General features: G+C 64.7%; 23 protein-coding genes. 18 read left to right on the forward strand and 5 right to left on the reverse strand.

Going from position 1 to position 22,906, the window contains the following annotated elements; translation table 11 throughout:
* Positions 1–134 precede the first annotated feature (134 nt).
* The 3 genes from VCS63_RS09815 (at position 135) to VCS63_RS09825 (ending at position 3,612) form a co-directional block, all read left to right on the forward strand.
* Entirely contained in the window at positions 135–683 is a 549-nt protein-coding gene (locus VCS63_RS09815) for an acyloxyacyl hydrolase (RefSeq protein ID WP_112966487.1), read from the forward strand.
* Positions 684–994: 311 nt separating this feature from the next.
* On the forward strand, positions 995–2,002 hold the full coding sequence (locus tag VCS63_RS09820; protein WP_042796834.1) for a Bug family tripartite tricarboxylate transporter substrate binding protein: 1,008 nt from the start codon (positions 995–997) through the stop codon (positions 2,000–2,002).
* 62 nt (positions 2,003–2,064) lie between these two features.
* On the forward strand, positions 2,065–3,612 hold the full coding sequence (locus VCS63_RS09825; RefSeq protein WP_323879485.1) for an altronate dehydratase family protein: 1,548 nt from the start codon (positions 2,065–2,067) through the stop codon (positions 3,610–3,612).
* Positions 3,613–3,680: 68 nt separating this feature from the next.
* Here the strand turns inward: VCS63_RS09825 and VCS63_RS09830 are convergent, their stop codons facing one another.
* Positions 3,681–4,616, reverse strand: a complete 936-nt coding sequence (locus tag VCS63_RS09830; protein WP_063959840.1) for a dihydrodipicolinate synthase family protein — start codon at positions 4,614–4,616, stop codon at positions 3,681–3,683.
* Between the two features lie 173 nt (positions 4,617–4,789).
* Here VCS63_RS09830 and VCS63_RS09835 point away from each other — a divergent pair, with 173 nt between their 5' ends.
* On the forward strand, positions 4,790–5,686 hold the full coding sequence (locus tag VCS63_RS09835; RefSeq protein ID WP_063642318.1) for a LysR family transcriptional regulator: 897 nt from the start codon (positions 4,790–4,792) through the stop codon (positions 5,684–5,686).
* A 139-nt stretch (positions 5,687–5,825) separates the two neighbouring features.
* On the opposite strand, the gene VCS63_RS09840 is transcribed toward VCS63_RS09835, so the two are convergent.
* Positions 5,826–8,894: an Rne/Rng family ribonuclease gene (locus VCS63_RS09840; protein ID WP_323879488.1), complete on the reverse strand. Its 3,069-nt coding sequence runs from the start codon at positions 8,892–8,894 to the stop codon at positions 5,826–5,828.
* Between the two features lie 508 nt (positions 8,895–9,402).
* On the opposite strand from VCS63_RS09840, the gene VCS63_RS09845 reads away from it, so the two are divergent.
* The 4 genes from VCS63_RS09845 (at position 9,403) to msrQ (ending at position 12,807) form a co-directional block, all read left to right on the forward strand.
* On the forward strand, positions 9,403–10,380 hold the full coding sequence (locus VCS63_RS09845; protein WP_088607576.1) for an RluA family pseudouridine synthase: 978 nt from the start codon (positions 9,403–9,405) through the stop codon (positions 10,378–10,380).
* Between the two features lie 2 nt (positions 10,381–10,382).
* Positions 10,383–11,033 (forward strand): HAD family hydrolase, encoded by a 651-nt coding sequence (locus VCS63_RS09850; protein WP_042792381.1) that lies wholly within the window; start codon positions 10,383–10,385, stop codon positions 11,031–11,033.
* Positions 11,034–11,184: 151 nt separating this feature from the next.
* Positions 11,185–12,147 (forward strand): protein-methionine-sulfoxide reductase catalytic subunit MsrP, encoded by a 963-nt coding sequence (gene msrP, locus VCS63_RS09855; protein WP_063642011.1) that lies wholly within the window; start codon positions 11,185–11,187, stop codon positions 12,145–12,147.
* Between the two features lie 9 nt (positions 12,148–12,156).
* On the forward strand, positions 12,157–12,807 hold the full coding sequence (msrQ, locus tag VCS63_RS09860; RefSeq protein ID WP_175199263.1) for a protein-methionine-sulfoxide reductase heme-binding subunit MsrQ: 651 nt from the start codon (positions 12,157–12,159) through the stop codon (positions 12,805–12,807).
* A gap of 12 nt (positions 12,808–12,819) precedes the next feature.
* On the opposite strand, the gene VCS63_RS09865 is transcribed toward msrQ, so the two are convergent.
* From VCS63_RS09865 to VCS63_RS09875, 3 genes are read right to left on the reverse strand one after another with little or no spacing between them, the layout of a single operon-like run.
* A complete protein-coding gene (locus tag VCS63_RS09865; protein ID WP_063642009.1) occupies positions 12,820–13,605 on the reverse strand; it encodes an N-acetylmuramoyl-L-alanine amidase in 786 nt (261 codons plus the stop codon).
* Between the two features lie 3 nt (positions 13,606–13,608).
* Positions 13,609–14,319: an SAM-dependent methyltransferase gene (locus VCS63_RS09870; RefSeq protein ID WP_042792385.1), complete on the reverse strand. Its 711-nt coding sequence runs from the start codon at positions 14,317–14,319 to the stop codon at positions 13,609–13,611.
* The gene (locus tag VCS63_RS09875) at positions 14,316–14,918 is read right to left on the reverse strand and encodes a Maf-like protein (RefSeq protein ID WP_112966480.1); all 603 of its coding nucleotides are present in this window, start codon (positions 14,916–14,918) and stop codon (positions 14,316–14,318) included. Before VCS63_RS09875 ends, VCS63_RS09870 begins: the two co-directional genes overlap by 4 nt.
* Before the next feature lie 331 nt (positions 14,919–15,249).
* Between VCS63_RS09875 and VCS63_RS09880 the strand changes: the two genes are divergently transcribed.
* The 10 genes from VCS63_RS09880 (at position 15,250) to rpoE (ending at position 22,903) form a co-directional block, all read left to right on the forward strand.
* Positions 15,250–15,798, forward strand: a complete 549-nt coding sequence (locus VCS63_RS09880) for a DUF177 domain-containing protein (protein ID WP_323879492.1) — start codon at positions 15,250–15,252, stop codon at positions 15,796–15,798.
* A gap of 52 nt (positions 15,799–15,850) precedes the next feature.
* Positions 15,851–16,033, forward strand: a complete 183-nt coding sequence (rpmF, locus tag VCS63_RS09885; protein WP_042792387.1) for a 50S ribosomal protein L32 — start codon at positions 15,851–15,853, stop codon at positions 16,031–16,033.
* Between the two features lie 59 nt (positions 16,034–16,092).
* Positions 16,093–17,160: a phosphate acyltransferase PlsX gene (gene plsX / locus VCS63_RS09890; protein WP_042792388.1), complete on the forward strand. Its 1,068-nt coding sequence runs from the start codon at positions 16,093–16,095 to the stop codon at positions 17,158–17,160.
* Positions 17,160–18,146: a beta-ketoacyl-ACP synthase III gene (locus VCS63_RS09895; protein WP_042792389.1), complete on the forward strand. Its 987-nt coding sequence runs from the start codon at positions 17,160–17,162 to the stop codon at positions 18,144–18,146. The genes plsX and VCS63_RS09895 overlap by 1 nt, the downstream gene beginning before the upstream one ends.
* A gap of 97 nt (positions 18,147–18,243) precedes the next feature.
* Positions 18,244–19,179, forward strand: a complete 936-nt coding sequence (gene fabD / locus VCS63_RS09900; protein ID WP_042792390.1) for an ACP S-malonyltransferase — start codon at positions 18,244–18,246, stop codon at positions 19,177–19,179.
* Between the two features lie 4 nt (positions 19,180–19,183).
* Positions 19,184–19,936, forward strand: a complete 753-nt coding sequence (fabG, locus tag VCS63_RS09905; RefSeq protein ID WP_042792391.1) for a 3-oxoacyl-ACP reductase FabG — start codon at positions 19,184–19,186, stop codon at positions 19,934–19,936.
* A gap of 213 nt (positions 19,937–20,149) precedes the next feature.
* The gene (gene acpP / locus VCS63_RS09910) at positions 20,150–20,389 is read left to right on the forward strand and encodes an acyl carrier protein (RefSeq protein ID WP_003813816.1); all 240 of its coding nucleotides are present in this window, start codon (positions 20,150–20,152) and stop codon (positions 20,387–20,389) included.
* 192 nt (positions 20,390–20,581) lie between these two features.
* On the forward strand, positions 20,582–21,811 hold the full coding sequence (gene fabF / locus VCS63_RS09915; protein ID WP_042792392.1) for a beta-ketoacyl-ACP synthase II: 1,230 nt from the start codon (positions 20,582–20,584) through the stop codon (positions 21,809–21,811).
* A gap of 79 nt (positions 21,812–21,890) precedes the next feature.
* On the forward strand, positions 21,891–22,307 hold the full coding sequence (locus VCS63_RS09920) for a hypothetical protein (protein ID WP_243759346.1): 417 nt from the start codon (positions 21,891–21,893) through the stop codon (positions 22,305–22,307).
* Entirely contained in the window at positions 22,304–22,903 is a 600-nt protein-coding gene (rpoE, locus tag VCS63_RS09925; RefSeq protein WP_063642004.1) for an RNA polymerase sigma factor RpoE, read from the forward strand. The genes VCS63_RS09920 and rpoE overlap by 4 nt, the downstream gene beginning before the upstream one ends.
* Positions 22,904–22,906 lie beyond the last annotated feature (3 nt).

The raw sequence follows: 22,906 nt of genomic DNA on the forward strand, positions 1-22,906 counted from the left end.
GGAGCCCGTGTGACGCTTGTTTTGCGGAACAGTGTTTTCCATCCGCGATGTTGCCTGCGTGCGACAAAGCGGGAGCCGTCCGGCCCGGATTTTGCTATGTTGCGTACTAGGATTGAAATCTACGGAGTTTCCCAATGCAGTTGACCAAGAAGAAGATGCTTACCGGCCTTTTGGGGCTTGCGCTGGCTGCTGGCGCGTCGTTGGCAAGCGCCCAATCGTCCACGGGTACTCAGGGCGGCGTCAGCGTGCATTACGGCATTGGAGACCACTACCAGCGTCTGACGATCAACTACGAGACGCCCTCGGTCTGGACGTACCAATTCGGCGGCAACTGGGGGCGCCTGGACCTCACGCCTGAACTCGGCGCGTCGTACTGGAAGGCGAGCGGCTCGCGTTCCCCGGGCCATGTCTGGCAACTGAACGCCATCCCGATGTTCCGCTGGTGGACCGGCGAGCGCTTCTACATTGAAGCGGGTATTGGCGCCACGCTCTTTTCCAGCACGCGTTTCGCCGACGAGAACATCAGCACGGCCTTCCAGTTTGGCGATCACATCGGCATGGGCTTTCTCGTGACGCCGAACAATCGCATCGGCGTGCGCTATTCCCACTTTTCGAACGCCAGCATCAAACGCCCGAATCCCGGCCTGGACGTGGTGCAGCTGACCTACACCTACCAGTTCTGATCCCCGGCGCGTTGATGCGCGCATGGCGCCGCCCGCGGGTGCGCCACACACACAGATCCACCCCCACCGGGGTGGATTTTTTTTTGGCGGCCGCCGCCCCGTTCTGCCGTTCGGGATCTGATTCGATTCAAGAACATAAAAATATTATGTTCTGACGGTGTGTACACATACTTGTTGGTAAGGGATGCAATCGCCAGAATGCCCTGGCATTGCCCAACACACACAATGGCCGCCCCTAGGCCTGGCCTCTCCGTCGCGCCCATGGCCGCGCGGGGGGGAGGGAAGAGACGGCGGCCGACGGAGACCAACACATGAACTACCCCTGTACGCCCGCGCGTCGCCTGGCGCGCATGGCCCCCGCCGTCTGCTTGGCCCTTGCGTTGTCCAGCGGCGCGTCCGCCGTCATGGCCGAGGAGTTTCCCAACAAGCCGCTGCGCATGGTGGTGGGCTTTGCTCCCGGAGGCGGCGCGGACATCGTGGCGCGCCTGGTGGGTGCCAAGATGGCCGAAAGCCTGGGGCAGCAGGTGGTCGTGGAAAACCGGGCTGGCGCCACCGGCACCATTGCTGCCGACAACGTCGCGCGTTCGCCAGCCGATGGTTATTCGCTGTTCCTGGGATCGCAATCCACCATGGTGGTCGCTCCGTCCCTGTTCCCCTCCCTGCCGTTCAAGCCTGAAAAGGACTTCGCGCCAGTGTCGCAGGTCGTGACCATGCCCCTGATACTGGTCGTCAACCCGGCACTGGTCGAAGCGAAAACCGTGCAGGAACTCACCGAGCACATCCGCAAGGCGGGCGATGGCGCGGTGAGCTACGCCTCTTCCGGCCAAGGGGGGCCACAACATATCGCCGGGGAACTATACGCGCACATGGTGGGCACCAAGGTCACGCACGTGCCCTACAAAGGCGAATCGGCGGCCATGGCCGACGTGCTGGGCGGGCATGTACCGTACATGTTCGCCAACCTGCCGGTGGCGCTGCCGCACATCAATTCGGGCAAGGTCCGGCCGCTGGCCATTACCAGCCTGAAGCGGGATCCCAAGGCGCCGACGATCCCGACGCTGGCCGAGTCGGGCTTCAAGGACTTCGAGGTGTCCACCTGGTATGGCGTTTTCGCGCCGGCAAACACTCCCAAACCCGTGGTGGGCAAACTCTCCAATTCCATTCGCGCCGCCCTGGAGCAGAGCGACATGCAGGCCAAGCTGAGCGAGCAGGGATTCACGGTCGTGGGCAGCGACTCCGAGACCTTCACGCGCTTCGTGGGCGCGGAGTTGCCGCGCTGGTCCGTCCTGATCCGCGACATAGGCATCAAACCCGAATAGCCGGCCCGCCCGCGCGCGAGCGTCCTCGGCCGGGCATCCGTTCATCCATACGAGAGCAAGACATGATCGATTTCACAGAAAAGCGCGCTGCCGGCCCTGTCATCCGGCTGCATTCCGCGGACAACGTCGTGGTGGCTCGCGTGCCTATCAGCATAGGGATGGCCGTGCCTTCCGAAGGCATCGTCAGCCGCAGCCAGATTCCGGCCGGGCACAAGATCGCGGCGCGCGACCTGCGCGCAGGCGAGCCCATACTCAAGTACAACGTGTGCATAGGCTTCGCGGCAAACGACATCCCGGCGGGCACCTACGTCCATTCGCACAATATGGATTTCCAGGAATTCGACCGCGACTATGCGCATGCCCGCGATTACGTGCCCACACCCATCCTGCCCGAGTCCGAGCAGGCGCGCTTTCTCGGCATCGTGCGCGCCAACGGCCAGGTCGCCACGCGCAACTACATAGGAGTCATGGCGACCGTCAACTGTTCGGCGACGGTAGTACACCGCATCGCCGAGGCCTTCACGCCGGCGTTGATGGCCGCTTATCCCAATGTGGATGGCGTGGTGGCATTGAGCCATGGCATGGGCTGCGGCATGGAAATGTCGGGTGAACCCATGGATCTGTTGCGCCGGACGATGGGCGGCTATGCCTGCCACGCCAATTTCGCGGCGGTGCTGATTGTTGGACTGGGCTGCGAGCGCAACCAGCTGGATGCCTTGCTCAAGGACCAGGGGCTGGAGGCGGGCGCGCGCCTGAAGACGTTCATCATGCAGGAGACCGGCGGCACTCGGAAGACCATCGAGGCGGGCGTCGCCGCCGTGCGGGCGCTGCTGCCCGAGGCCAACAATGTCGAGCGCGTGCCGGTACCGGCGAGTCATCTCACGGTAGGACTGCAGTGCGGCGGCTCGGACGGATTCTCTTCCATTACCGCCAATCCGGCATTGGGTGCGGCCATGGACATCCTGGTGCGCCATGGCGGTACCGCCATTCTGTCTGAAACGCCTGAGATCTACGGCGTGGAGCATACGTTGACGTCGAGAGCCCGGAACCGCGAGGTCGGCGAGAAACTGGTGCAGCGCATCCGATGGTGGAAGGAAGAGTATTCTCCCGGGCGGGACGTGCAGATCAACGGCAAGGTCAGCCCCGGTAATCAGATGGGCGGATTGGCCAACATCTTCGAGAAGTCACTCGGCTCCTCGATGAAAGGCGGCACGACGGCGTTGATGGAGGTGTACCGTTACGCGGAACCGGTGCGGCAGCCCGGGATGGTCTTCATGGATACGCCGGGCTTCGATCCCGTGTCCGCGACCGGCCAGATCGCCGGGGGCGCCAATATGATTTGTTTCACCACCGGTCGAGGCTCGATGTTCGGCGCCAAGCCCGTGCCGTCGATCAAACTGGCGACCAATACGCCGATGTATGAAAGGCTGACGGAAGACATGGATGTCAATTGCGGCGACATCCTGGATGGCACGGCCACTCTGCAAGAGGTGGCGCAGCGGATCTTCGAGGAAATCCTGCTGGTGGCCTCCGGCACCCGAAGCAAAAGCGAGCTCCTGGGACTGGGCGACCACGAATTCGTGCCCTGGAACATCGGCGTGGTGAGCTAAGGCCCACCCCGCGGCACAGGGCTACCGTCCTGTCCCGCAGGTACTGGCGTACCTGCGGGCGGGTTGGATCAGTTGTCGGCCAACGAGTCCGCGCCCGGCATGTCAAAGCCGTTGTCGTTCAGGGCGGCTTGCAGGGCGGAGCGTTGCTCGGCGTTCAGTTCCACCAGCGGCGGGCGCACCGTCGCCCAGGCGGGATCGCCGGACTTCCAGGCGATGGCGGCCTTCATTGCGGGAATCATGGGGAACTTCCCGAACACATTGCGGGTCGCGTTCAGCCCAGCCTGGCGGGCGTCGGCGTCTGCCTCCTGCCAGCGCTGCTGGAGCGCGACGATGGGGCCCGGATTGACGTTGCCGGTGGCGGTGATGCAGCCCACGCCGCCCGCGCGCAGGGTCTGCAGCAGGAATGCTTCACTGCCGGCATAGACCTGAAAGCCCCGCGGCGCAAAGCGTTCGATCATGGCGGCGGTATTGTTCCAGTCTCCGCCGCTGTCCTTTACGCCCGCGACCTGGCCGGGATAGCGGTCCAGCAGGCGGTCGATGAGGTCCAGGCTCAAGGGTACCTGGCTCACGGGCGGGATGTGGTACAGGTACATGCGCAGTCTGTCGTCGCCCACACCTTCGATCAGTTCGGCGTAGTAGCGGAACAGGCCCTCGTCGCTCACTCCCTTGTAATAGAAGGGCGGCAAGACCAGCACGCCCATGCTGCCGCTGTGCACGGCATGGCGTGTCAGTTCGATCGCGTCAGGCAGCGCGCAGGCCCCCGTGCCGGGCATCAACGCGGAGGGCTCCACGCCGGCTTCCAGCAAGGCGTCTAGCAGGCTGCGCTTTTCGGACAAAGCCAGCGAGTTTGCTTCCGAATTGGTTCCGAAAATGGCCAGGCCGACCGATTGTTCGCGCAGCCAGCGGCAATGCTTCACGTAGCGTCCCAGTGCCGGGCGATAGGCTTCGTCGAACGGCGTCAGGACCGGAGAAAAAACGCCGGGAATGCTGGCTTGGGTGCTCATGATCTGTACTCGCAGTCGGATGGATGGGGAAGACGCGCCATGGCGGCGCGCCAACAACATCTGATTCTGGCATCGAACCGGCCGATGAACATCTGCTGTTTAATTGCTTCAATCCATAAAATTGTTGTGGTTTGCCCTGGCGCAAACCGTGCATATAGAAAAAGGGGGGCGCAGTGGATACTCGGTATGTGCAGAGCTTTGTGTCGGTCGTCGAGAGCGGATCGCTGGCGGAGGCGGCTCGCAGACTGGACCTGACCCCGGCCGCGATCGCCGCGCGTGTGCGCACCTTGGAAGAAGAACTGGGCGCCATCCTGATCAAGCGCGTGGGCCGCAGCGTCAAGGCCACCGAGGCGGGGCTGAAGGTGCTGGAGCGGGCCCGCAGCGTGCTGCGCGAGGTGCGGGATCTGCGCGCCAGCGCAAGCGACGATGCACCGCTGGGCGAGCTTCGCCTGGGAGTGTCGGTGTCGGCGCTGACCGGCATCATGCCCACGGTCTTGGCGCGTCTTTACCGCCGCCTGCCCAAACTTGCCGTATTCGTGGAACCCGGCACTTCCAATCACCTGTATCACCGCGTGATCAATGGCGACCTGGACGCAGCCTTCATCGTCAAGCCCCAATTCAACCTATCCAAGGGCTACGCCTGGAAATTGGTGGCGGAAGAGCCGCTGGTAGTGCTGGCGCCGCCCGATACCGTGAGCAATGATGCGCACGAGCTGATGAGCACCCAGCCTTTCATCCGATACGACCGCAACGTCTGGGGAGGCCGCCTGGCGGACCAATACCTGCGGCAGCATGGCATCGTGCCGCGCGAACGCCTGGAGGTCGACGGCCTGATGGGTATCGCCTGCATGGTGTCGGAAGGGCTGGGAGTGTCGCTGGTGCCAGACTGGGCGCCGGATTGGCTGGACAGCCGGCGCGTCAAGCGCGTGCCTTTGCCCGGGCGCGCACCGTTGCGCCGCATGGGGATTATCTGGGCGAGGCATATGCCGCATTCGGCGTTGGCGGAGGCTTTCGTCGAGGAGGCGGGACTGGCGCTCAACCTGCCTGCTGACCCAATAGAAGGGGACTGAACAGCAGGGATGGATCCGATGGGGCAGGCTTGGGCGCGGCTGCCCCAGGTCCGCCATGAAAAACACCCCGGCGCCGGATCAGTGTCCAGCTTCCGGGGTGGCAGGCTACTGCAGCCACAAGCCCTTGCGGGCCTGGGGTTTAGTGGCGCGTTTCGACCTGAACCAAGGGTTCGTTGGAAACGGGGGCAACGGGCTTGCGCTCGCGGCCCAGACGGACCGGCGTATGCGCGGCGGCGATGCGCAACTGGGTCTGTGCGTGGCGGTCCGGATCGGTTTCCACCCACTGCAGGCCAGCGGCGTTCACCACGTCATGCAAGGCTTGCGCCTTGGCGGACGGCGCGGCTGCCGGCACCACGATGGGCTGGCTGGCGGGCGCCGCGGGCGCGGGCGCTGCGGCAACCGCTTCCTGGGCGACCGGTGCGGGCGCGGGGGCCGGGACAGGAGCAACCACGGGCTCGACGGCGGCAGCTTCCACCGGCGCCTGTTCGGACGCGGCGGGGGCGGACACCTCGCTGGCGGCCTGCACGGCGATCGGCTGCGTCACTTCAGGCGCGGCGGTCTGCACGGGCTGGGCCACCGGCTCGACCGCTTGCACGGCTTCGGCCTGGACGGGTTCTGCCTGCAGGGCCTGAACGGGAGCCTCGGCAACCTTGGCGGGTTCAACCGGCGCGGCTTCGGTCTGCTGGGCTTGCGCCGGGACGGTCTCGGCTTGTTGAGCCTGGGCGGGTTCCACGGCTTGCTCGGCGGTCGCGGCCGTCGTGACGGGCTGGGCGACAGCTTCTTCCGACTGGTCGGCGCTGTCGTCGTCGGCGCCATCATCCTGCTGCTCGTCGCTGCCGGCCAAGCCTGCTTCTTCCTGGCTGCGGCGGCCACGGCGGCTGCGGCGGCGGCGGCGCTTGCGTTCGGGATCGGCTGCGCCTTCGGCGCCTTCCACCGAGGGCACGCCATCGGCGGTTTGCTCAGCGGTGTCGGCGGTCTCGGCCACGACCGGGGCTGCTTCAGCGGCAGGCTTGGTCTCGGGCAGGGCGGTAGCGACGGTCTGGGCCAGGGCGGCGACCATGCTTTCCTGTTCGCTCATCGGAGCGTCGGACTGACCTTCTTCGCGCCGATTGCGGCCACGGCCGCGGCGGCGGTTGCGGCCGGCGCCGCTGTCCTCGGCACCGACTTCCGCGGCCTGCTCGGGACGGTTGGACGCCAGGGCGGCGTGCGTAGGCTGGGTATCGCGTTCGCCGCGGGCTTCGTTGCGGTTGTGGCGATCCGTGCGCTCTTGGCGTTCGCCTTCGGCGCGCCGGTTGCCGCGCACGTGGTGACGGCCGCCTTCGCTGCCCTCGGCGCCTTCGCCGCGCGATTCGCCGCGGCGGTTGCGGTTGCGGTCCGAACCGTGGCGTTCGCCACGGCGTTCCTGGCCATCATGGCTGCTGCGGCCCTTGCCGCGGCCGGAGTTCGCACGCTTGGCGCTGTCTTCCTGGGCGGCGGGGGCGGGCTTGGCCGTGTCGGCGCCGCCGCCCAGCCAGCCGAACAGGCGCTTGAACAGGCCGCCCAGGCCGCCGGTGGCCGCCGGAGCGGGGGCCGGTGCGGCGGGAGCGGGCGTCGAAACCGGAGCGGGCTGCGAGGGCGTGATGCCCTTGACCAGCGCTTCGGGACGCGACTTGATTTCGTGCTCGCGAGGCTGCCAGGGGGCGTCCGTGGCCGGAGCTTCAACCAGTTCGAAGCTGGTCTTCACTTCTTCCAGGCGCGGATCGTCGTGGCGCAGGCGTTCGATGTGGTGGTGCGGCGTTTCCAGATGCTTGTTGGGGATCAGCATCAGGTTGACCTTCAGGCGGGCCTCCATCTTGGTGATGTCGGCGCGCTTTTCGTTCAGCAGGTAGGTGGCCACGTCGACCGGCACTTGGGCGTGCACGGCGGCGGTGTTTTCCTTCATTGCTTCTTCTTGCAGCAGGCGCAGCACGTGCAGGGCGCTGGACTCGGCGTCACGGATCACGCCGGTGCCGTTGCAGCGCGGGCAGGTGATGTGCGAGCCTTCGTTCAGGGCGGGGCGCAGGCGCTGGCGCGACAGTTCCATCAGGCCAAAGCGCGAAATCTTGCCCATCTGGACGCGGGCGCGGTCGAAATGGAGGGCATCACGCAGGCGCTGTTCGACGGCGCGCTGGTTCTTGCTGTCCTCCATGTCGATGAAGTCGATGACGATCAGGCCGCCCAGGTCGCGCAGGCGCAATTGGCGGGCCACTTCGTCGGCTGCTTCCGAATTGGTGCGCAGCGCGGTTTCTTCGATGTCGGCGCCGCGGGTGGAACGGGCCGAGTTGACGTCCACGGAAACCAGGGCTTCGGTGTGGTCGATAACGATGGCGCCGCCCGAGGGCAATTGCACCGTGCGCGAGTAGGCCGTTTCGATCTGGTGTTCGATCTGGAAGCGCGAGAAGAGCGGAATATCGTCGCGGTAGCGTTTGACGCGCTGGACGTTGTCCGGCATCACCACGCTCATGAAGGCCGTGGCCTGGTCGGCGATCTCGTCGGTATCGATGAGGATTTCACCGATTTCCGGGGAGAAGTAGTCACGGATGGCCCGGATGACCAGGCTGGATTCCAGGTAGATCAGGATGGGCGCGGAGTTGTCGCGCGCGGCGCCGTCGATGGCCGTCCAGAGCTGCAACAGGTAGGACAGGTCCCACTGGAGTTCTTCGACGTTGCGGCCGATGCCGGCGGTGCGGGCAATGATGCTCATGCCCTGGGGCAGGTCGAGCTGCTCCATGGTGTCGCGCAGTTCCTGGCGGTCCTCGCCCTCGACGCGGCGCGATACACCGCCGCCGCGGGGGTTGTTGGGCATCAGGACCAGGTAGCGGCCAGCCAGCGAGATGAACGTGGTCAGGGCGGCGCCCTTGTTGCCGCGCTCTTCTTTTTCGACCTGGACGATCAGTTCCTGGCCTTCGCGCAGGGCGTCCTGGATACGGGCGCTGCGGACATCCACGCCTTCCTTGAAGTAGCTGCGGGCCACTTCCTTGAAGGGCAGGAAACCGTGACGGTCTTCACCGTAGTTGACGAAGCAAGCTTCGAGGCCGGGTTCGATCCGGGTGATGACACCTTTGTAGATATTGCCTTTGCGTTGTTCGCGGCCGGCAGTCTCGATGTCGAGGTCGATGAGTTTTTGCCCATCGACGATAGCGACGCGTAATTCTTCCTGATGCGTCGCATTGAACAGCATGCGCTTCATGAGAGGGGTTCTCCGTTGTCATGACGCGCCGATATCGGCGCGTGACCTCGGGTCACTCGGGCTGCGGGCTGAAGCGGGCAAGAGTTGCGGACCGTACCTGGGCGGCGCCCAGGCGTATCCGCCGCGGGTCAGGCGGGCACGTCGTGCCGTGGGGCACGGGGTTCTGTCAGCAGGAGGGTCAGCTTCACTGAATGTGGTTTGACGGAAAAGTGCTGTGAACGGCAGTTGCGGTCGGATTGGTTGCCCACACGCAGCTGGTGCTTTAAATATGCGACGATTCTTGCGGTGCTTCAGAGCCGCTTGCGGCATGCAACGGACCTGCTGGGACAGCGGGCAAAATGAATGCCACACCACTATCCGGCAGGGCGCGGTTGCGCCGGCGACCAAATGACCCCAGGGGTTGAATAAGCAGGCAGTACAATGGCGGCCCGCGCGCTCGACGGAGTTGCGTACAGTTGCATCTCTACGTCAGGCGGCTAGTTCAGCCCCTTTAGGCTGTCCCGATTATATGTCGCTTTCCGCAATGCGCAAAGAAACTTCCTCCTCGAAATCCCCCTCTAAAGCTCCCCCTGCCGTCCGGCTGGTGGAAGTCGACGCCGAGCATGCCGGCCAGCGCCTGGACAACTACCTGGCGCGTCTGTGCAAGGGCGTCCCCAAAACCCATATCTACAAAGCGATCCGCGGCGGTGAGGTGCGCGTAAACAAGGGACGCACTTCAGCCGACTACCGGGTCGCTGAAGGAGACGTGGTCCGTGTTCCGCCCCTGCGGCTGCCCGATCCGGGCAAGCCCCGTCCGGTGCCTGGCGCGGAGTTTCCGGTGGTTTTCGAGGACGAGGCGCTGCTGGTGGTGGACAAGCCCGCCGGCGTGGCGGTCCACGGCGGGAGCGGGGTGTCCTTCGGCGTAATCGAGCAATTGCGTGCGGCGCGGCCTGGCGCCAAGTTTCTGGAACTGGTCCATCGCCTGGACCGCGAGACTTCGGGCCTCCTGATGGTCGCCAAGAAGCGCAGCGCCTTGCTGGCGCTGCACGCCATGCTGCGCGAAGGAAAAGGGGACAAACACTATCTGGCCCTGGTCGAGGGCGATTGGGTCAACGACCGTCAGCACATCAAGCTGGGTCTGTCCAAGTGGACCACCCAGTCCGGAGAGCGGCGCGTCAAGGTGGATCCGGACGGTCAGTCGGCGCACACCATCGTCACCCTCAAGCAGCGGTTTGGTGGCTATAGTCTGGTCGACGCCGAGCTGCGCACCGGCCGAACCCACCAGATCCGGGTACACCTGGCCGCCAGCGGCTTTCCCATCGTGGGCGACGACAAGTACGGCCACGACGAGGTGCGGGCGCATTTTGCGCGCATGGGCTTTGGCAGGATGTTCCTGCACGCCCATCAATTGACCTTGGCCCACCCGGTGACGGGCGAGCCGCTGACGCTTACCGCCGAGCTGCCCCCAGCTTGCCGGAAAATACTGAAACAACTGGAGTCGGTCTGATTATGTCGTATTCGCTGGTCGTCTTTGACTGGGATGGCACCCTGATGGATTCCACGCACAGCATCGTGGCCGCCATCCAGGGCGCCTGCCGCGACCTGGGTCTGGCGGTGCCCTCGGCTTCCGACGCCAGCTGGGTGATCGGTCTGTCCCTGGAAAGCGCCCTGCGCCGAGCGGTGCCGGAACTGACGCAGGCAATGCTGCCGCGCTTCCTGGAGCGCTACCGCACGCACTATCTGCTGCGCGACCCGGAACTGCGCCTGTTCGAGGGCGTGCAGGAACTCCTGGCTGAGCTGGCGGGGCAGAACGTGCGCCTGGCGGTGGCCACCGGTAAAAGCCGAGTGGGCCTGACCCGCGCCCTGGCCGCCACCGGCCTGGGCCCGCTGTTCGACGCGACCCGGACCGCGGACGAAACCTTCAGCAAGCCTCACCCCGCCATGCTGCACGAACTGATGCAGGAGCTGGACGTGGATCCGGATCGCGTCGTCATGGTGGGCGATACCTCGCACGACCTGCAGATGGCGATTAACGCCGGCGTGCACGGCCTGGGAGTCACCTACGGCGCGCATACCCTGAAGGAACTTGAGGGTTGCTCGCCCCAGGCGGTGCTGGACAGCGTGCCGAAAGTGCGCGAGTGGTTGCTTCCGCGGGTCTGATCACCGCTGGGCGTGGAACGCCCGCCGCTGGCGCAGGTCTATAGGAAATACCCGCAATTGCTCGCCGCTGCGGAATATCATGGGGCGGCGCGGCGTCCATGGCTTGCGCAGGTGCGCCCATGACTAGGCGGGTGCCAGACCGGAGACCATGATGTTGATACGCAAGCCCGACGATATTCTTCCCTCCGAGATCACCTCCGAGGCCGTCTGGCGCTCGCGCCGAGAACTGATGTTGCGCGCCGGGATGGTTGCGGCTGCCGCGGGCTTGCCGGGATGGGCCATGCGCAGTGCGCACGCCCAGGAAGCTGGCGCCTTGCCGGGCAAGGCCAATGCCGCCCTGAGCGTCATGGACAAGCAGACTTCCCTGGCCGATGTCACTTCGTACAACAATTACTACGAGTTCGGCGTGGATAAGGACGATCCCGCCGCGAATGCGGGCAAGTTGCAGACACGCCCCTGGAGCGTAAGCGTTGAGGGGGAGGTCGGCAAGCCGCGTGTCTTCTCGATCGAAGAGCTGCTCAAGCTGGCGCCGATGGAAGAACGCGTCTATCGGCTGCGCTGTGTCGAGGGTTGGTCCATGGTGATTCCGTGGGTGGGCTATTCCCTGTCTGCGCTGCTCAAGCAGGTCGAGCCCACGGGCAACGCCAAGTATGTGGAATTCGTGACTGCCGTGCAGCGCGAGAACATGCCGGGCGTGCGGGCGGCGATCCTGGAGTGGCCCTACGTGGAGGGCTTGCGCATCGACGAGGCCATGAATCCCCTGGCCATGCTGGTTTTTGGGGTCTACGGCAAGGTATTGCCGAACCAGAACGGCGCGCCGCTGCGGCTGGCAGTGCCCTGGAAGTACGGCTTCAAGTCAGCCAAGTCTCTGGTGAAGATCCGCCTGGTGGAAAAGCCGCCCGTGTCGTCCTGGATCAAGGCCGCGCCACAGGAATATGGCTTTTATGCCAACGTGAACCCGGATGTGCCTCACCCGCGCTGGAGCCAGGCCACCGAGCGCCGCATAGGTGAAGACGGCTTGTTCTCGCCGAAGCGCAAGACCTTGATGTTCAACGGCTATGGCGAGCAGGTGGCCTCGCTCTACCAGGGCATGGATCTGAAGGCGAACTACTGAGGCGATTCCATGCCTGACGGCACCCCGCGGGCGGCTTCGGCCGCGCCGCCACGCAAGACGGCGCTTTCCGCCAAGACGGTGGGGCGCTTCAAGCCATTCCTGTTCCTGTTGGGGCTGGCGCCTTTCGCGCGCTGGATCTGGTTGGGCATGAATAACGGGCTGACGGCCAATCCCGTCGAGTTCCTGACCCGCTCATCGGGTACCTGGACCCTGGTCTGTCTGCTCGTGACTCTGGCCATTACGCCGCTGCGCCGGATCACCGGCCAGCCCGCGCTGGTGCGTTTGCGCCGCATGTGCGGGCTGTTCGCCTTTTTCTATGGCTTCATGCATTTCATGGCCTGGGTCTGGTGGGATCGCGGCTTCGACCCGGCGGCTATGCTGCGCGACGTCGGTGAGCGTCCCTTTATCACCGTGGGATTCGCGGCGTTCGTGCTGATGACCGCGCTGGCGGCCACCTCTACGCAATGGGCCATGCGCAAGCTGGGCAAGCGCTGGCAGACCTTGCATCGTGCCATCTATGCCATCGGCCTGCTGGCGGTGCTGCATTATTGGTGGCACAAGGCTGGCAAGAACGATCTGGCGCAACCTGCGCTTTACGCCGCTGTGCTGGCGCTGTTGCTGGGCTGGCGGTTGGTTGTGTGGCTGCGCAGCCGGCGCTAGCCCTGCCCGGCTTTACAGCATCGCCAGCATGATGGCGGCGGTTTCCGCGTCGGGTTGGCCGTCGTATAGCGCTGGCCGGTAATGCATCTGGAAGGCTGCCAGCGCGCCGATCGTCGCCGGGTCCAGCGTGCCATCCTGCGGGCAGGCGTAGCCCAGCCGCGCCAGTTGCTTCTGGAACCATGCCACGTCGGGGATGCCTTGGACCTGCAGGCGCGCGAGATGCGCGGCGGCTCCGCTTTCGTCATACCAGCGTCCGATTCCGGCTTCGGCCAGCATTTTCCACGGGAAAAGAGGGCCGGGGTCGACCTTGCGCTGGGGCGCGATATCGCTATGGCCCACCACGTTCTCGGGCGCGATGCCATGCCGTTGTGCGATGTCGCGCAGCAGTATGGTCAGGGCGCGCAGTTGCCGTTCGTCATAGGGGTGCCAGACAGGCTTGCCGTCCGTCCCCTCCGTCCAGCCCGGGTTGACGATCTCGATGCCGATGGAGGTGCTGTTCATGGCGATGTTGCCATACCAGGAACTGGCGCCGGCGTGCCAGGCGGCGCGGTTCTCGTCGACCAGCCGGTAGACGCGGCCCGCCTCGTTCACGAGGTAATGGGCGCTGACTTTGCCCTTGGAGAGCAATTCCATCGAGCGGGCGTCATCAACGCTGGTGTAGTGCAGGACGATGCTGCGAACCCGGCTGGCCTGGCTGACGGCAGTGACCGAGGTGTCCAGGTCCAGACCGGCAGGGCCGCGCGCGGCGCATCCCGCCAGGATGGCCGCGGCAAGCGGCGCAAGAATCAGGTGGCGCATGGTTCAGCGCGCCAGGAAAAGGAACAGGGTGGGCAGCTTGTCGAGCTGGGGCGCCGGCTGCTTTTTCCAGTCGGCCACGCTACGCGTGACGATCCATTCGTCCGCGGTGGTGACCGAGCGGGCCACGCACAGCTTGGTGTCGCCCTTCAGGCTGGTCAGCAGCGTCGCGAACATGGCGGCGTTGCGGTAGGGGGTCTCGATCAGCAACTGGGTCTGGTTGTGCTTGGCCGAATGCTGCTCCCAGGCCCGCAGCTGCTTGGCGCGTTCCGCCGGGTCCACCGGCGCATAGCCATGGAAGGCGAAGCGCTGTCCGTCCAGGCCGCTGGCCATCAGGCCCAGCAGGATGGAGGAGGGGCCGACCCAGGGTTTCACGGTGATGCCGAGTCGGTGGGCGGCGTCCGCGACCTTGGCGCCCGGATCCGCGACGGCGGGGCAGCCGGCCTCGGAAACCAGGCCGATTTCCGCGCCGCTCAATGCCGGCGTCAGCCAAGTCTTGATCTGGGCGGCGTCGACCTTGTCGCTCAGGGTGTGGATCGTGATTTCCTGCAGCGGCCGGGTGGTGCCGATCAGCTTGAGGAAGGCGCGGGCGGTCTTGGCGTTTTCAGCGATGTAAGTATCCAGCCGGCCTGCCAGGGCGCGGACCTCGGCCGGAAGCCAGCGTTCGGGCGGGGCTTCTCCCAGTCCGACCGGTATCAGGTGCAGCGCGCCGCTCATGCCGCGGCCCCCGGGGCGTCCAGCGGGTCCAGGCCGAAACGCGCCAGCATGCCGGTCAGCGCGATCAGGGGCAGGCCGATGATGGCCGTGGGGTCATCGCTCTGGATGCTTTCCATCAGGGCGATGCCCAGGCTTTCCGCCTTGGCGCTGCCTGCGGTATCGTAGGGTTCTTCGGCGCGCAGATAGGCTTCGATGGCGCGGTCCGTCAGTTGGCGGAAACGGCAGCGCGTGACAATGTCGGCTTTTTCCACCCTCTGGCCGTCGGTGACCGCCAAAGCGCTGTGGAATTCCACGATCTGACCCGACAGGGCCCGCAATTGCGCCAGGGCGCGCGGGAAATCTCCCGGTTTCCCGATAGGCTGTCCGTCCACCGTGGCCACCTGGTCCGAGCCGATCACGATGCTGCCGGGGTGGTTGGCGGCGACCGCCATGGCTTTGGCCACGGACAGGCGTAGCGCCAAGGCTTCGGGGGTTTCGCCGGATTGTGGCGTTTCGTCTACATCGGGAGAAATGGCCGTGAACGGCAGGCGCAGGCGGGACAGCAGTTCTTTGCGGTAACGCGAGCTGGACGCGAGGATCAGGCTGGGTTTTGAAGGCATGCGATATTTGACGTTAATACGTAAGTCACAGTATTATCTAACGTTTTGCGGGATTTTTGCATGAGCGGGCGCGAGCCCCGCGCTCTGAGAGGCTTTGGCCGACGCTTTATAAAGCAGACTGCTAAGCAGACTGCTTTAAGGGCGGACCGCTTAAGGGCGGACTGCTTAGGCAGACTCTAAGAGCGCCATGCAGGTGGTGTGTATGCGGCTAAGCATGTGGCAAGTAGCTGCGGCTGGCGAGAAGTAAAGAGCTGCATAGACGCCCCCGAATTTTTCCCGCGAATGCAAAGGACTGAAAATCAAGCGCATCGATGCCTACGCATTTGCCCAGATGGGCAAGGAAGCGCAAGGAACCATACCTCTTGTGCGGCTTACGCGCGTGGTTGACGGGCTGCCCGAACAACCGCAGGGCGATGCCGGACTCGTGACGTGGTCCGTGCGTGGCGAAATCGGCAAATCCGGCCTGATGCTGGGTCGGCCGCTGTTGCATCTCCATATACAGGCGAATCCTGTGCTGGTGTGCCAGCGGTGCAATGAGCCGTTCGTGTTTCCGATCGACAGCGAAGTCCTTTTGCAGCTGGTCAAGTCCGAGGCCGATCTCGACGACGATGCTTCCTACGGGGATGCATCCGGCGAGGACGACGAAGACGAAGAAGGAAATGGTTTTGTGTCCAACCTGCCTGAAAAGGTGGTGGGTTCGCATCATTTTGACCTGCTGGCCCAGGTCGAAGATGAGCTCATTCTGAGCGTTCCGTATGTGCCCAAGCATGATGTATGCCCGGGCGCGCTGGCCAAGGTCAGCGAAGCTTCTCCCGAGGAGCCCGCTGTCAAGCGTCCGTCGCCGTTTGCGGTGCTGGAACAACTGAAGCACAAAGATTGAGATCAACATCGGGCCGCATCGCGTACAATGCGCCCCGTTTCTAGGAGTCATCATGGCCGTTCAACAAAACAAGAAGTCCCCGTCCAAGCGCGGTATGCACCGTGCACACGATTTTCTGGTGAACCCGCCGACGGCGATCGAACCCAACACGGGCGAAACCCATCTGCGTCACCACATCAGCCCCAACGGCTTTTACCGTGGCCGCAAGGTCCTGAAGACCAAGGCCGACGAATAAGGCCTCCGGGCCGAACTCGTACTCGGACCATTTCGGCTGAGCGCTGATACCTGGCACCCGTGATACGCATCGCCATAGACTGTATGGGCGGAGACTTCGGTCTGCCCGTCACGATTCCGGCTGCGATCGAGTTCGCCCGGCAATTTCCGGATACCCGGCTATTGCTGGTCGGGCTTCCCGACGCCATCGAAGCGGCGCTCTCCGAGCACCGCGGCGTGGCGCGTGATCGCATTGAAATCGTGGCGGCTTCCGAAGTCGTCACCATGGACGACCCGGTCGAGGTCGCCCTGCGCCGCAAAAAAGACTCCTCCATGCGCCTGGCCGCCCAGTCCGTCAAGGACGGGCGCGCCGACGCCTGCGTTTCCGCAGGCAATACCGGCGCGTGGATGGCCATTTCACGCTATGTGCTCAAGACGCTGGACGGCATAGACCGCCCCGCGATCGCCACGTCCATTCCGAACCAGACGGGCCGCGCCACCACGGTGCTGGACCTGGGCGCGAATGTGGACTGCACGGCCGAGCACCTGCTCCAATTCGCCATCATGGGCGCCGCGCTGTCGCAGGCGGTCGACCATCGTGAGCGCCCGTCGGTGGGCTTGCTCAATATCGGCGAAGAGGTCATCAAGGGCAACGAAGTCGTCAAGGAAGCCGCCGAGCTTCTTCGGAGCAGCCCGCTCAACTTCTACGGCAACGTGGAAGGCAATGACATATTCAAGGGTACGGTCGACGTCGTCGTCTGCGACGGTTTCGTCGGCAACGTCGTGCTCAAGTCCGTCGAAGGACTGGCGAAGATGTTGTCCAGCGTCATTCGCGAAGAGTTCAAACGCAATCTGATCACGCTGCTGGCTGGCGCGGTGGCCAAGCCGGTGCTCAACCGCCTGCGCACCCGCGTCGACAACCGGCGCTATAACGGCGCCGCGTTGCTGGGCTTGCGCGGCGTGGTCATCAAGAGCCATGGTTCCGCGGATGTCTACGCCTATGGTTTTGCGTTGCAGCGCGCCCGCGAAGCCGTAGTGAGTAAACTGCTGGAGCGCACCGCTGAGACGGTCGCTCAGATTACCAAGCGCGTTCAATCTGGCGGGGGCCCTACGGCGCCGTTGCCAAACGTGGCTGGGGACACCGCTTGATGGATACCGCAATGAAATATTCCGTGATCGCGGGCACCGGCAGCTTCTTGCCGGAACGCGTGGTTTCGAATGACGAACTGGCGGCGGAGCTGGCGACGCGCGACATCGCCACTTCCGACGAATGGATCGTCGAGCGCACCGGCATCCGCCAGCGCCATCTGGCCGAACGCGGCGTCACGACCAGCCAATTGGCCACCGAGGCCGCGCGCCGCGCGCTGGCCGACGCTGGCGTGGAGGCCTCGGACATCGACCTGATCGTCCTGGCCACCTCGACTCCCGATTTCGTCTTCCCCAGCACCGCTTGCATCGTGCAATCCAACCTGGGCGCCAAGGGGTCGGCGGCATTCGACGTGCAGGCCGTGTGCAGCGGTTTCGTCTATGCGATGACCACCGCCGACAGCTTCATCCGCGCCGGCCGGGCGCGCTGCGCGCTGGTCATCGGCGCTGAAGTCTTTTCGCGCATCCTGGACTGGAACGACCGCTCCACCTGCGTATTGTTCGGCGACGGCGCCGGCGCCGTGGTGCTCAAGGCTTCCGACAAGCCCGGCATCCTGGCCGCGCAATTGCACGCCGACGGCAGCCAGGCCAAGATCCTGAACGCCGCGGGCAACGTCGCGTACGGTGACGTCACCGGCGATCCGTTCCTGCGCATGGACGGGCAGGCCGTGTTCAAACAGGCCGTCACCGTGCTGGACCGTTCCGCGCGTGATACCTGCGCCGAAGCGGGCGTGGAGATCGCCGATGTCGACTGGCTGATTCCGCACCAGGCCAACGTGCGCATCCTGAATTTCCTGGCGCGCAAGCTTGCCGTGCCGGTCGAGAAGGTCGTCGTAACCGTCGACAGCCACGCCAACACCTCTGCGGCCAGCGTGCCGCTGGCCTTGGACGCCGCGCGCCGCGATGGCCGTGTCAAGCCGGGTCAGCTGATTCTGATGCAAGGTGTGGGCGGCGGATTCACCTGGGGCTCGGTACTGGCCCGCATGTAAGGGCGCGGTCCGGCGTGGCGCGGCGTACCCGCCGCAGCCGCCGGAACGATGTGCCTGGCATTCCACACAGACACTGAATCAATCCATACGGTCAATCATGAAAATCGCTTTTGTCTTTCCTGGCCAAGGTTCCCAAGCTGTCGGCATGCTGGACGCCTGGTCTGGCGTTGCGGCCGTCACGGACACCGTGGCGCGGGCCTCACAGGCGCTTGGGCAGGACCTGGGCGCGCTGATTGCGCAAGGTCCCGCGGAACAACTCAACCTGACCACCAATACGCAGCCCGCCATGCTGACCGCCGCTGTCGCGATGTATGAGGCCTGGTGTGCCGCGGGCGGCCGCAAGCCCGATGTCGTGGCCGGTCACAGCCTGGGCGAGTATTCCGCGCTGACGGCAGCGGGTTCGCTCGCGCTTGAAGACGCCGTGCGCCTGGTGCGCGTGCGCGCCGATGCGATGCAGGCCGCCGTGCCGGTGGGCACGGGCGCGATGGCCGCCATCCTGGGCTTGGACGACGATGCCGTGCGCGCTGCCTGCGAGGCCGCCGCTCAGGGCGAGGTCGTCGAGGCCGTGAATTTCAACGCGCCTGCTCAAGTCGTGATCGCCGGCCACAAGGCTGCTGTCGAGCGCGCCTGCGAGGCCGCCAAGGCCGCGGGCGCCAAGCGGGCGCTGCTGCTGCCGGTATCCGCGCCGTTCCACTCCAGCCTGCTCAAGCCCGCCGCCGAAGTGCTGGCTGGCGCGTTGGCTGGCGTGGCCGTGTCCGCGCCGCAGGTGCAAGTGATCAACAACGTCGATGTGGCTTCGCCCGCAGACCCCGGGGCAATCCGGGATGCGCTGGTGCGCCAGGCATGGCATCCTGTGCGCTGGGTTGAAACCCTGCGCGCGATGAAAGCGCAGGGCGTCACGCACGTCATCGAATGCGGTCCCGGCAAGGTGCTGGCCGGCTTGACCAAGCGCATCGACCCCGAACTCACGGGCATGGCCATTACCGATCCTGCTTCGCTTGAAGCAGCGTTGGCCGCCGTCAACGGAAATTAAGAACATGGACAACACCTCGATCGAACTGCAGGGCAAGATCGCGCTGGTGACCGGCGCCACGCGCGGCATCGGCCGCGCCATCGCGCAGGAACTGGCCGCGCGCGGCGCCACGGTCGTCGGCACCGCCACGTCCGAATCGGGCGCTGCCGCCATCACCGAAGCGCTGGCCCCGTTCGGCGGCCGCGGCGTGGTGCTGGACGTGACCGACGCCGCTGCATGCGACGCGCTGATCGACACGCTGGGCAAGGAAGGCGGCGGTCCGCACATCCTCGTCAATAACGCCGGCATCACCCGTGATACGCTCGCAATGCGCATGAAGGACGACGACTGGTCGGCTGTCATCGACACCAACCTGGCTTCGGTTTTCCGTCTGTCGCGCGCCGTATTGCGCAACATGATGAAGGCTCGCTGGGGACGCATCATCAACGTTACGTCGGTGGTGGGTTCCAGCGGCAATCCCGGCCAGGCCAACTACGCGGCCGCCAAGGCTGGCGTGGCAGGCATGTCCCGCGCCCTGGCGCGCGAGCTGGGCAGCCGCAACATCACCGTGAACTGCGTCGCACCGGGTTTCATCGATACCGACATGACGCGCGCGTTGGGCGAAAATCAAACTGCGGCCCTGCTGCAGCAGATTCCGCTCGGCCGCCTGGGTTCGCCCGCGGACATCGCCCACGCAGTGGCGTTTTTGTCCGGGCCGCAGGCGGGTTACATTACCGGCACGACCCTGCACGTCAACGGCGGGATGTACATGCAATAAATCACGGATCGCGCGTAGGCGGCCCAGGCTGCCGTGCCGCCGCCGGACAACCGGCCAGGCAACGCGAGATTCAACCGGAAACGCCGCACACCGGTTTCCTGCGCCATTCCCGGCGACAGATCAAGTGCGCGGTGTTATTTTTGTCACGGCCAGGCGTCGCAAATCTCAGCGCTTGGCTATAATTCGCGGGATTTTTCCCAATTGGAGATCTGCATGGAAAGCATCGAACAGCGCGTCAAGAAGATCGTCGCTGAACAACTTGGCGTCAACGAAGCCGAGATCAAGAACGAATCCTCCTTCCTTGACGACCTCGGTGCCGATTCGCTCGACATGGTCGAACTGGTCATGGCTCTCGAAGACGAATTCGAGACCGAGATCCCCGACGAAGAGGCCGAAAAGATCACGACCGTGCAACAAGCGATTGACTACATCAATTCGCACGGCAAGCAGTAAGCTGGGCTTTTACCCTTCTGGTTGCCTCGCGACGCAAGTCGGGGCCAACCGGGAAATCGGGGCGGTTTCAGGAATTTGCCGTGTGGTCCGCGTGCGGGAAGGGCGTTGTAATGCCCGACCCGCTTTCGCGTGGGCCGCACGTGCAGCGCATCCCGAAAACCGCCTTTCTTTTGTCTGTTTGAGGAGTCATCCGTGAAGCGACGTGTCGTCATCACTGGCCTGGGTATCGTTTCTCCCGTCGGGAACGACTTGACCACCGCTTGGGACAATATCGTCAACGGACGTTCTGGCATCAGCCGCATCACCCGTTTCGATCCCTCGGCCATCACCACGCATATTGCTGGCGAAGTCAAAGACTTCGACATCAGCACCTATATCTCGGCCAAGGAAGCCCGCCAGATGGATACCTTCATCCATTACGGCCTGGCAGCAGGGATGCAGGCATGGCGTGACAGCGGCCTGGAAGTTACCGAAGCCAACGCGGAACGCATCGGCGTGATCGTGGGCTCCGGCATCGGCGGCTTGCCGCGCATCGAGGAAACGCAGGTCGAATACCTGTCCAAGGGGCCGCGTCGCATTTCGCCGTTCTTCGTGCCGGGTTCGCTGATCAACCTGATCTCGGGGCACTTGTCCATCGCCTATGGCATGAAGGGGCCGAGCTACGCCGTCGTGTCGGCTTGCACCACCGGCCTGCATTGCATTGGCGATGCCGCCCGCCTGATCGAGTACGGCGATGCCGACGTGATGGTAGCCGGCGGAGCGGAATCGACCGTGTCGCCGCTTGGCATCGGCGGTTTTGCCGCCATGCGCGCTTTGTCGACCCGCAATGACGATCCTCAGACGGCATCGCGTCCCTGGGACCGCGACCGCGACGGCTTCGTGCTGGGCGAGGGCGCGGGTGTACTGGTGCTGGAAGAGTACGAGCACGCCAAGAAGCGCGGCGCGCGCATCTATGGTGAATTTGCCGGCTATGGCATGAGCTCGGACGCGCACCACATCACGGCCCCCGACAAGGACGGTCCGCGTCGTGGCATCGTGAATGCGCTGCGTAACGGCGGCCTGAACCTGGAAGACGTCCAGTACGTCAACGCTCACGGCACCTCGACGCCCCTGGGCGACAAGAACGAAACCGATGCCTTGAAGCTGGCTTTTGGCGATCACGCCAAGAAGCTGGTGGTCAACTCGACCAAGTCCATGACCGGGCACCTGCTCGGCGCGGCCGGTGGCATCGAGGCGGTGTTTACGACCCTGGCCGTCTACAACCAGGTGTCGCCGCCCACGATCAACATCTTCAATCAAGATCCGGAATGCGATCTGGATTACTGCGCCAACGAGGCGCGGCAGATGAAGATCGAGGTAGGCCTGTCCAACTCGTTCGGCTTCGGCGGCACCAACGGCTCGATGGCCGTTCGCCGGGTCTGATTTGGAAGAGCCGCTCGGGGGACGCTGGGCGTTTCGCGTGCCTGTCCGACGGCCAGGAAGCGCCACGGCGCTTTTTGGCTTGGCGCTGGTCTCGGCAGGGGCCTGCGTGGTGACGGCAGCGTACTGGCACGGCATGGCATGGGTGGCGAGCGCGCTGGTTGCGCTCCTGCTCGTGCTGGCCGGGCTGTTACACTCGGCACGGAGCAGCCTGTCCCCGGTATCTGCATTACGTGCGGCCGCCGGGGCTGGGCGCTGGCAGGTGCGCCTGCCGCAAGGCTGGCAGGACGCGAGGCTGTTGCAAGGCCAGCGCGGTCTTGGCTGGCTGACGCTCACGTTGCAGCCCTTGCCCACCGGGAGTACGGCCTTTACCAATAGCACAATCACCCTCACCGTCTGGCAGCGGACGTTGCGACCCGAATCCTGGCGGCGCCTGTGCCTGCTGGCGGGCGCGGCGCGGCCCGCCCGTCCGGCGGCCACCCTGCGGGAGGCGTCATGAGCGAGCGCGAAGTCGACGCCGAGCTTGTCGCGCGCGTTCAGCGGGGCGACAAAAAGGCCTTCGATCTGCTGGTGCTCAAGTACCAGCGCAAGATTCTCCGTCTATTGGCCCGCATGATCCGGGACCCCTCGGAAATCGAGGACGTGGCCCAGGAGGCCTTTATCAAGGCTTACCGGGCCTTGCCCCAGTTCCGGGGGGAAAGCGCCTTCTACACCTGGTTGTATCGGATCGCCATCAATACGGCGCGTAACTGGCTGGCCTCGCAGGGCCGGCGTCCCAGCGCGCCCAATGCGATAGAAACGGAAGACGGTGAAACTTTTAACGAAACCGACAACCTAACCGATATAAGCACGCCGGAATCCATGGTTGCCAGCCGCGAAATCGCCGAGACGGTGAATGCGGCCATTGAGGAATTGCCGGAAGAGTTGCGTACCGCAATTGTCCTGCGGGAAATCGAAGGTATGAGTTACGAAGACATCGCCCAGAGCATGGATTGCCCGATCGGTACGGTGCGTTCCCGCATTTTTCGTGCGCGCGAAGCCATCGCCATCAAGTTGCGTCCATTGCTAGGCACCGATGCCGAGCGTCGCTGGTAAGGA

The sequence above is a fragment of the Achromobacter sp. D10 genome (assembly GCF_035282245.1).
Classification (GTDB): Bacteria; Pseudomonadota; Gammaproteobacteria; order Burkholderiales; family Burkholderiaceae_B; genus Achromobacter; species Achromobacter insolitus.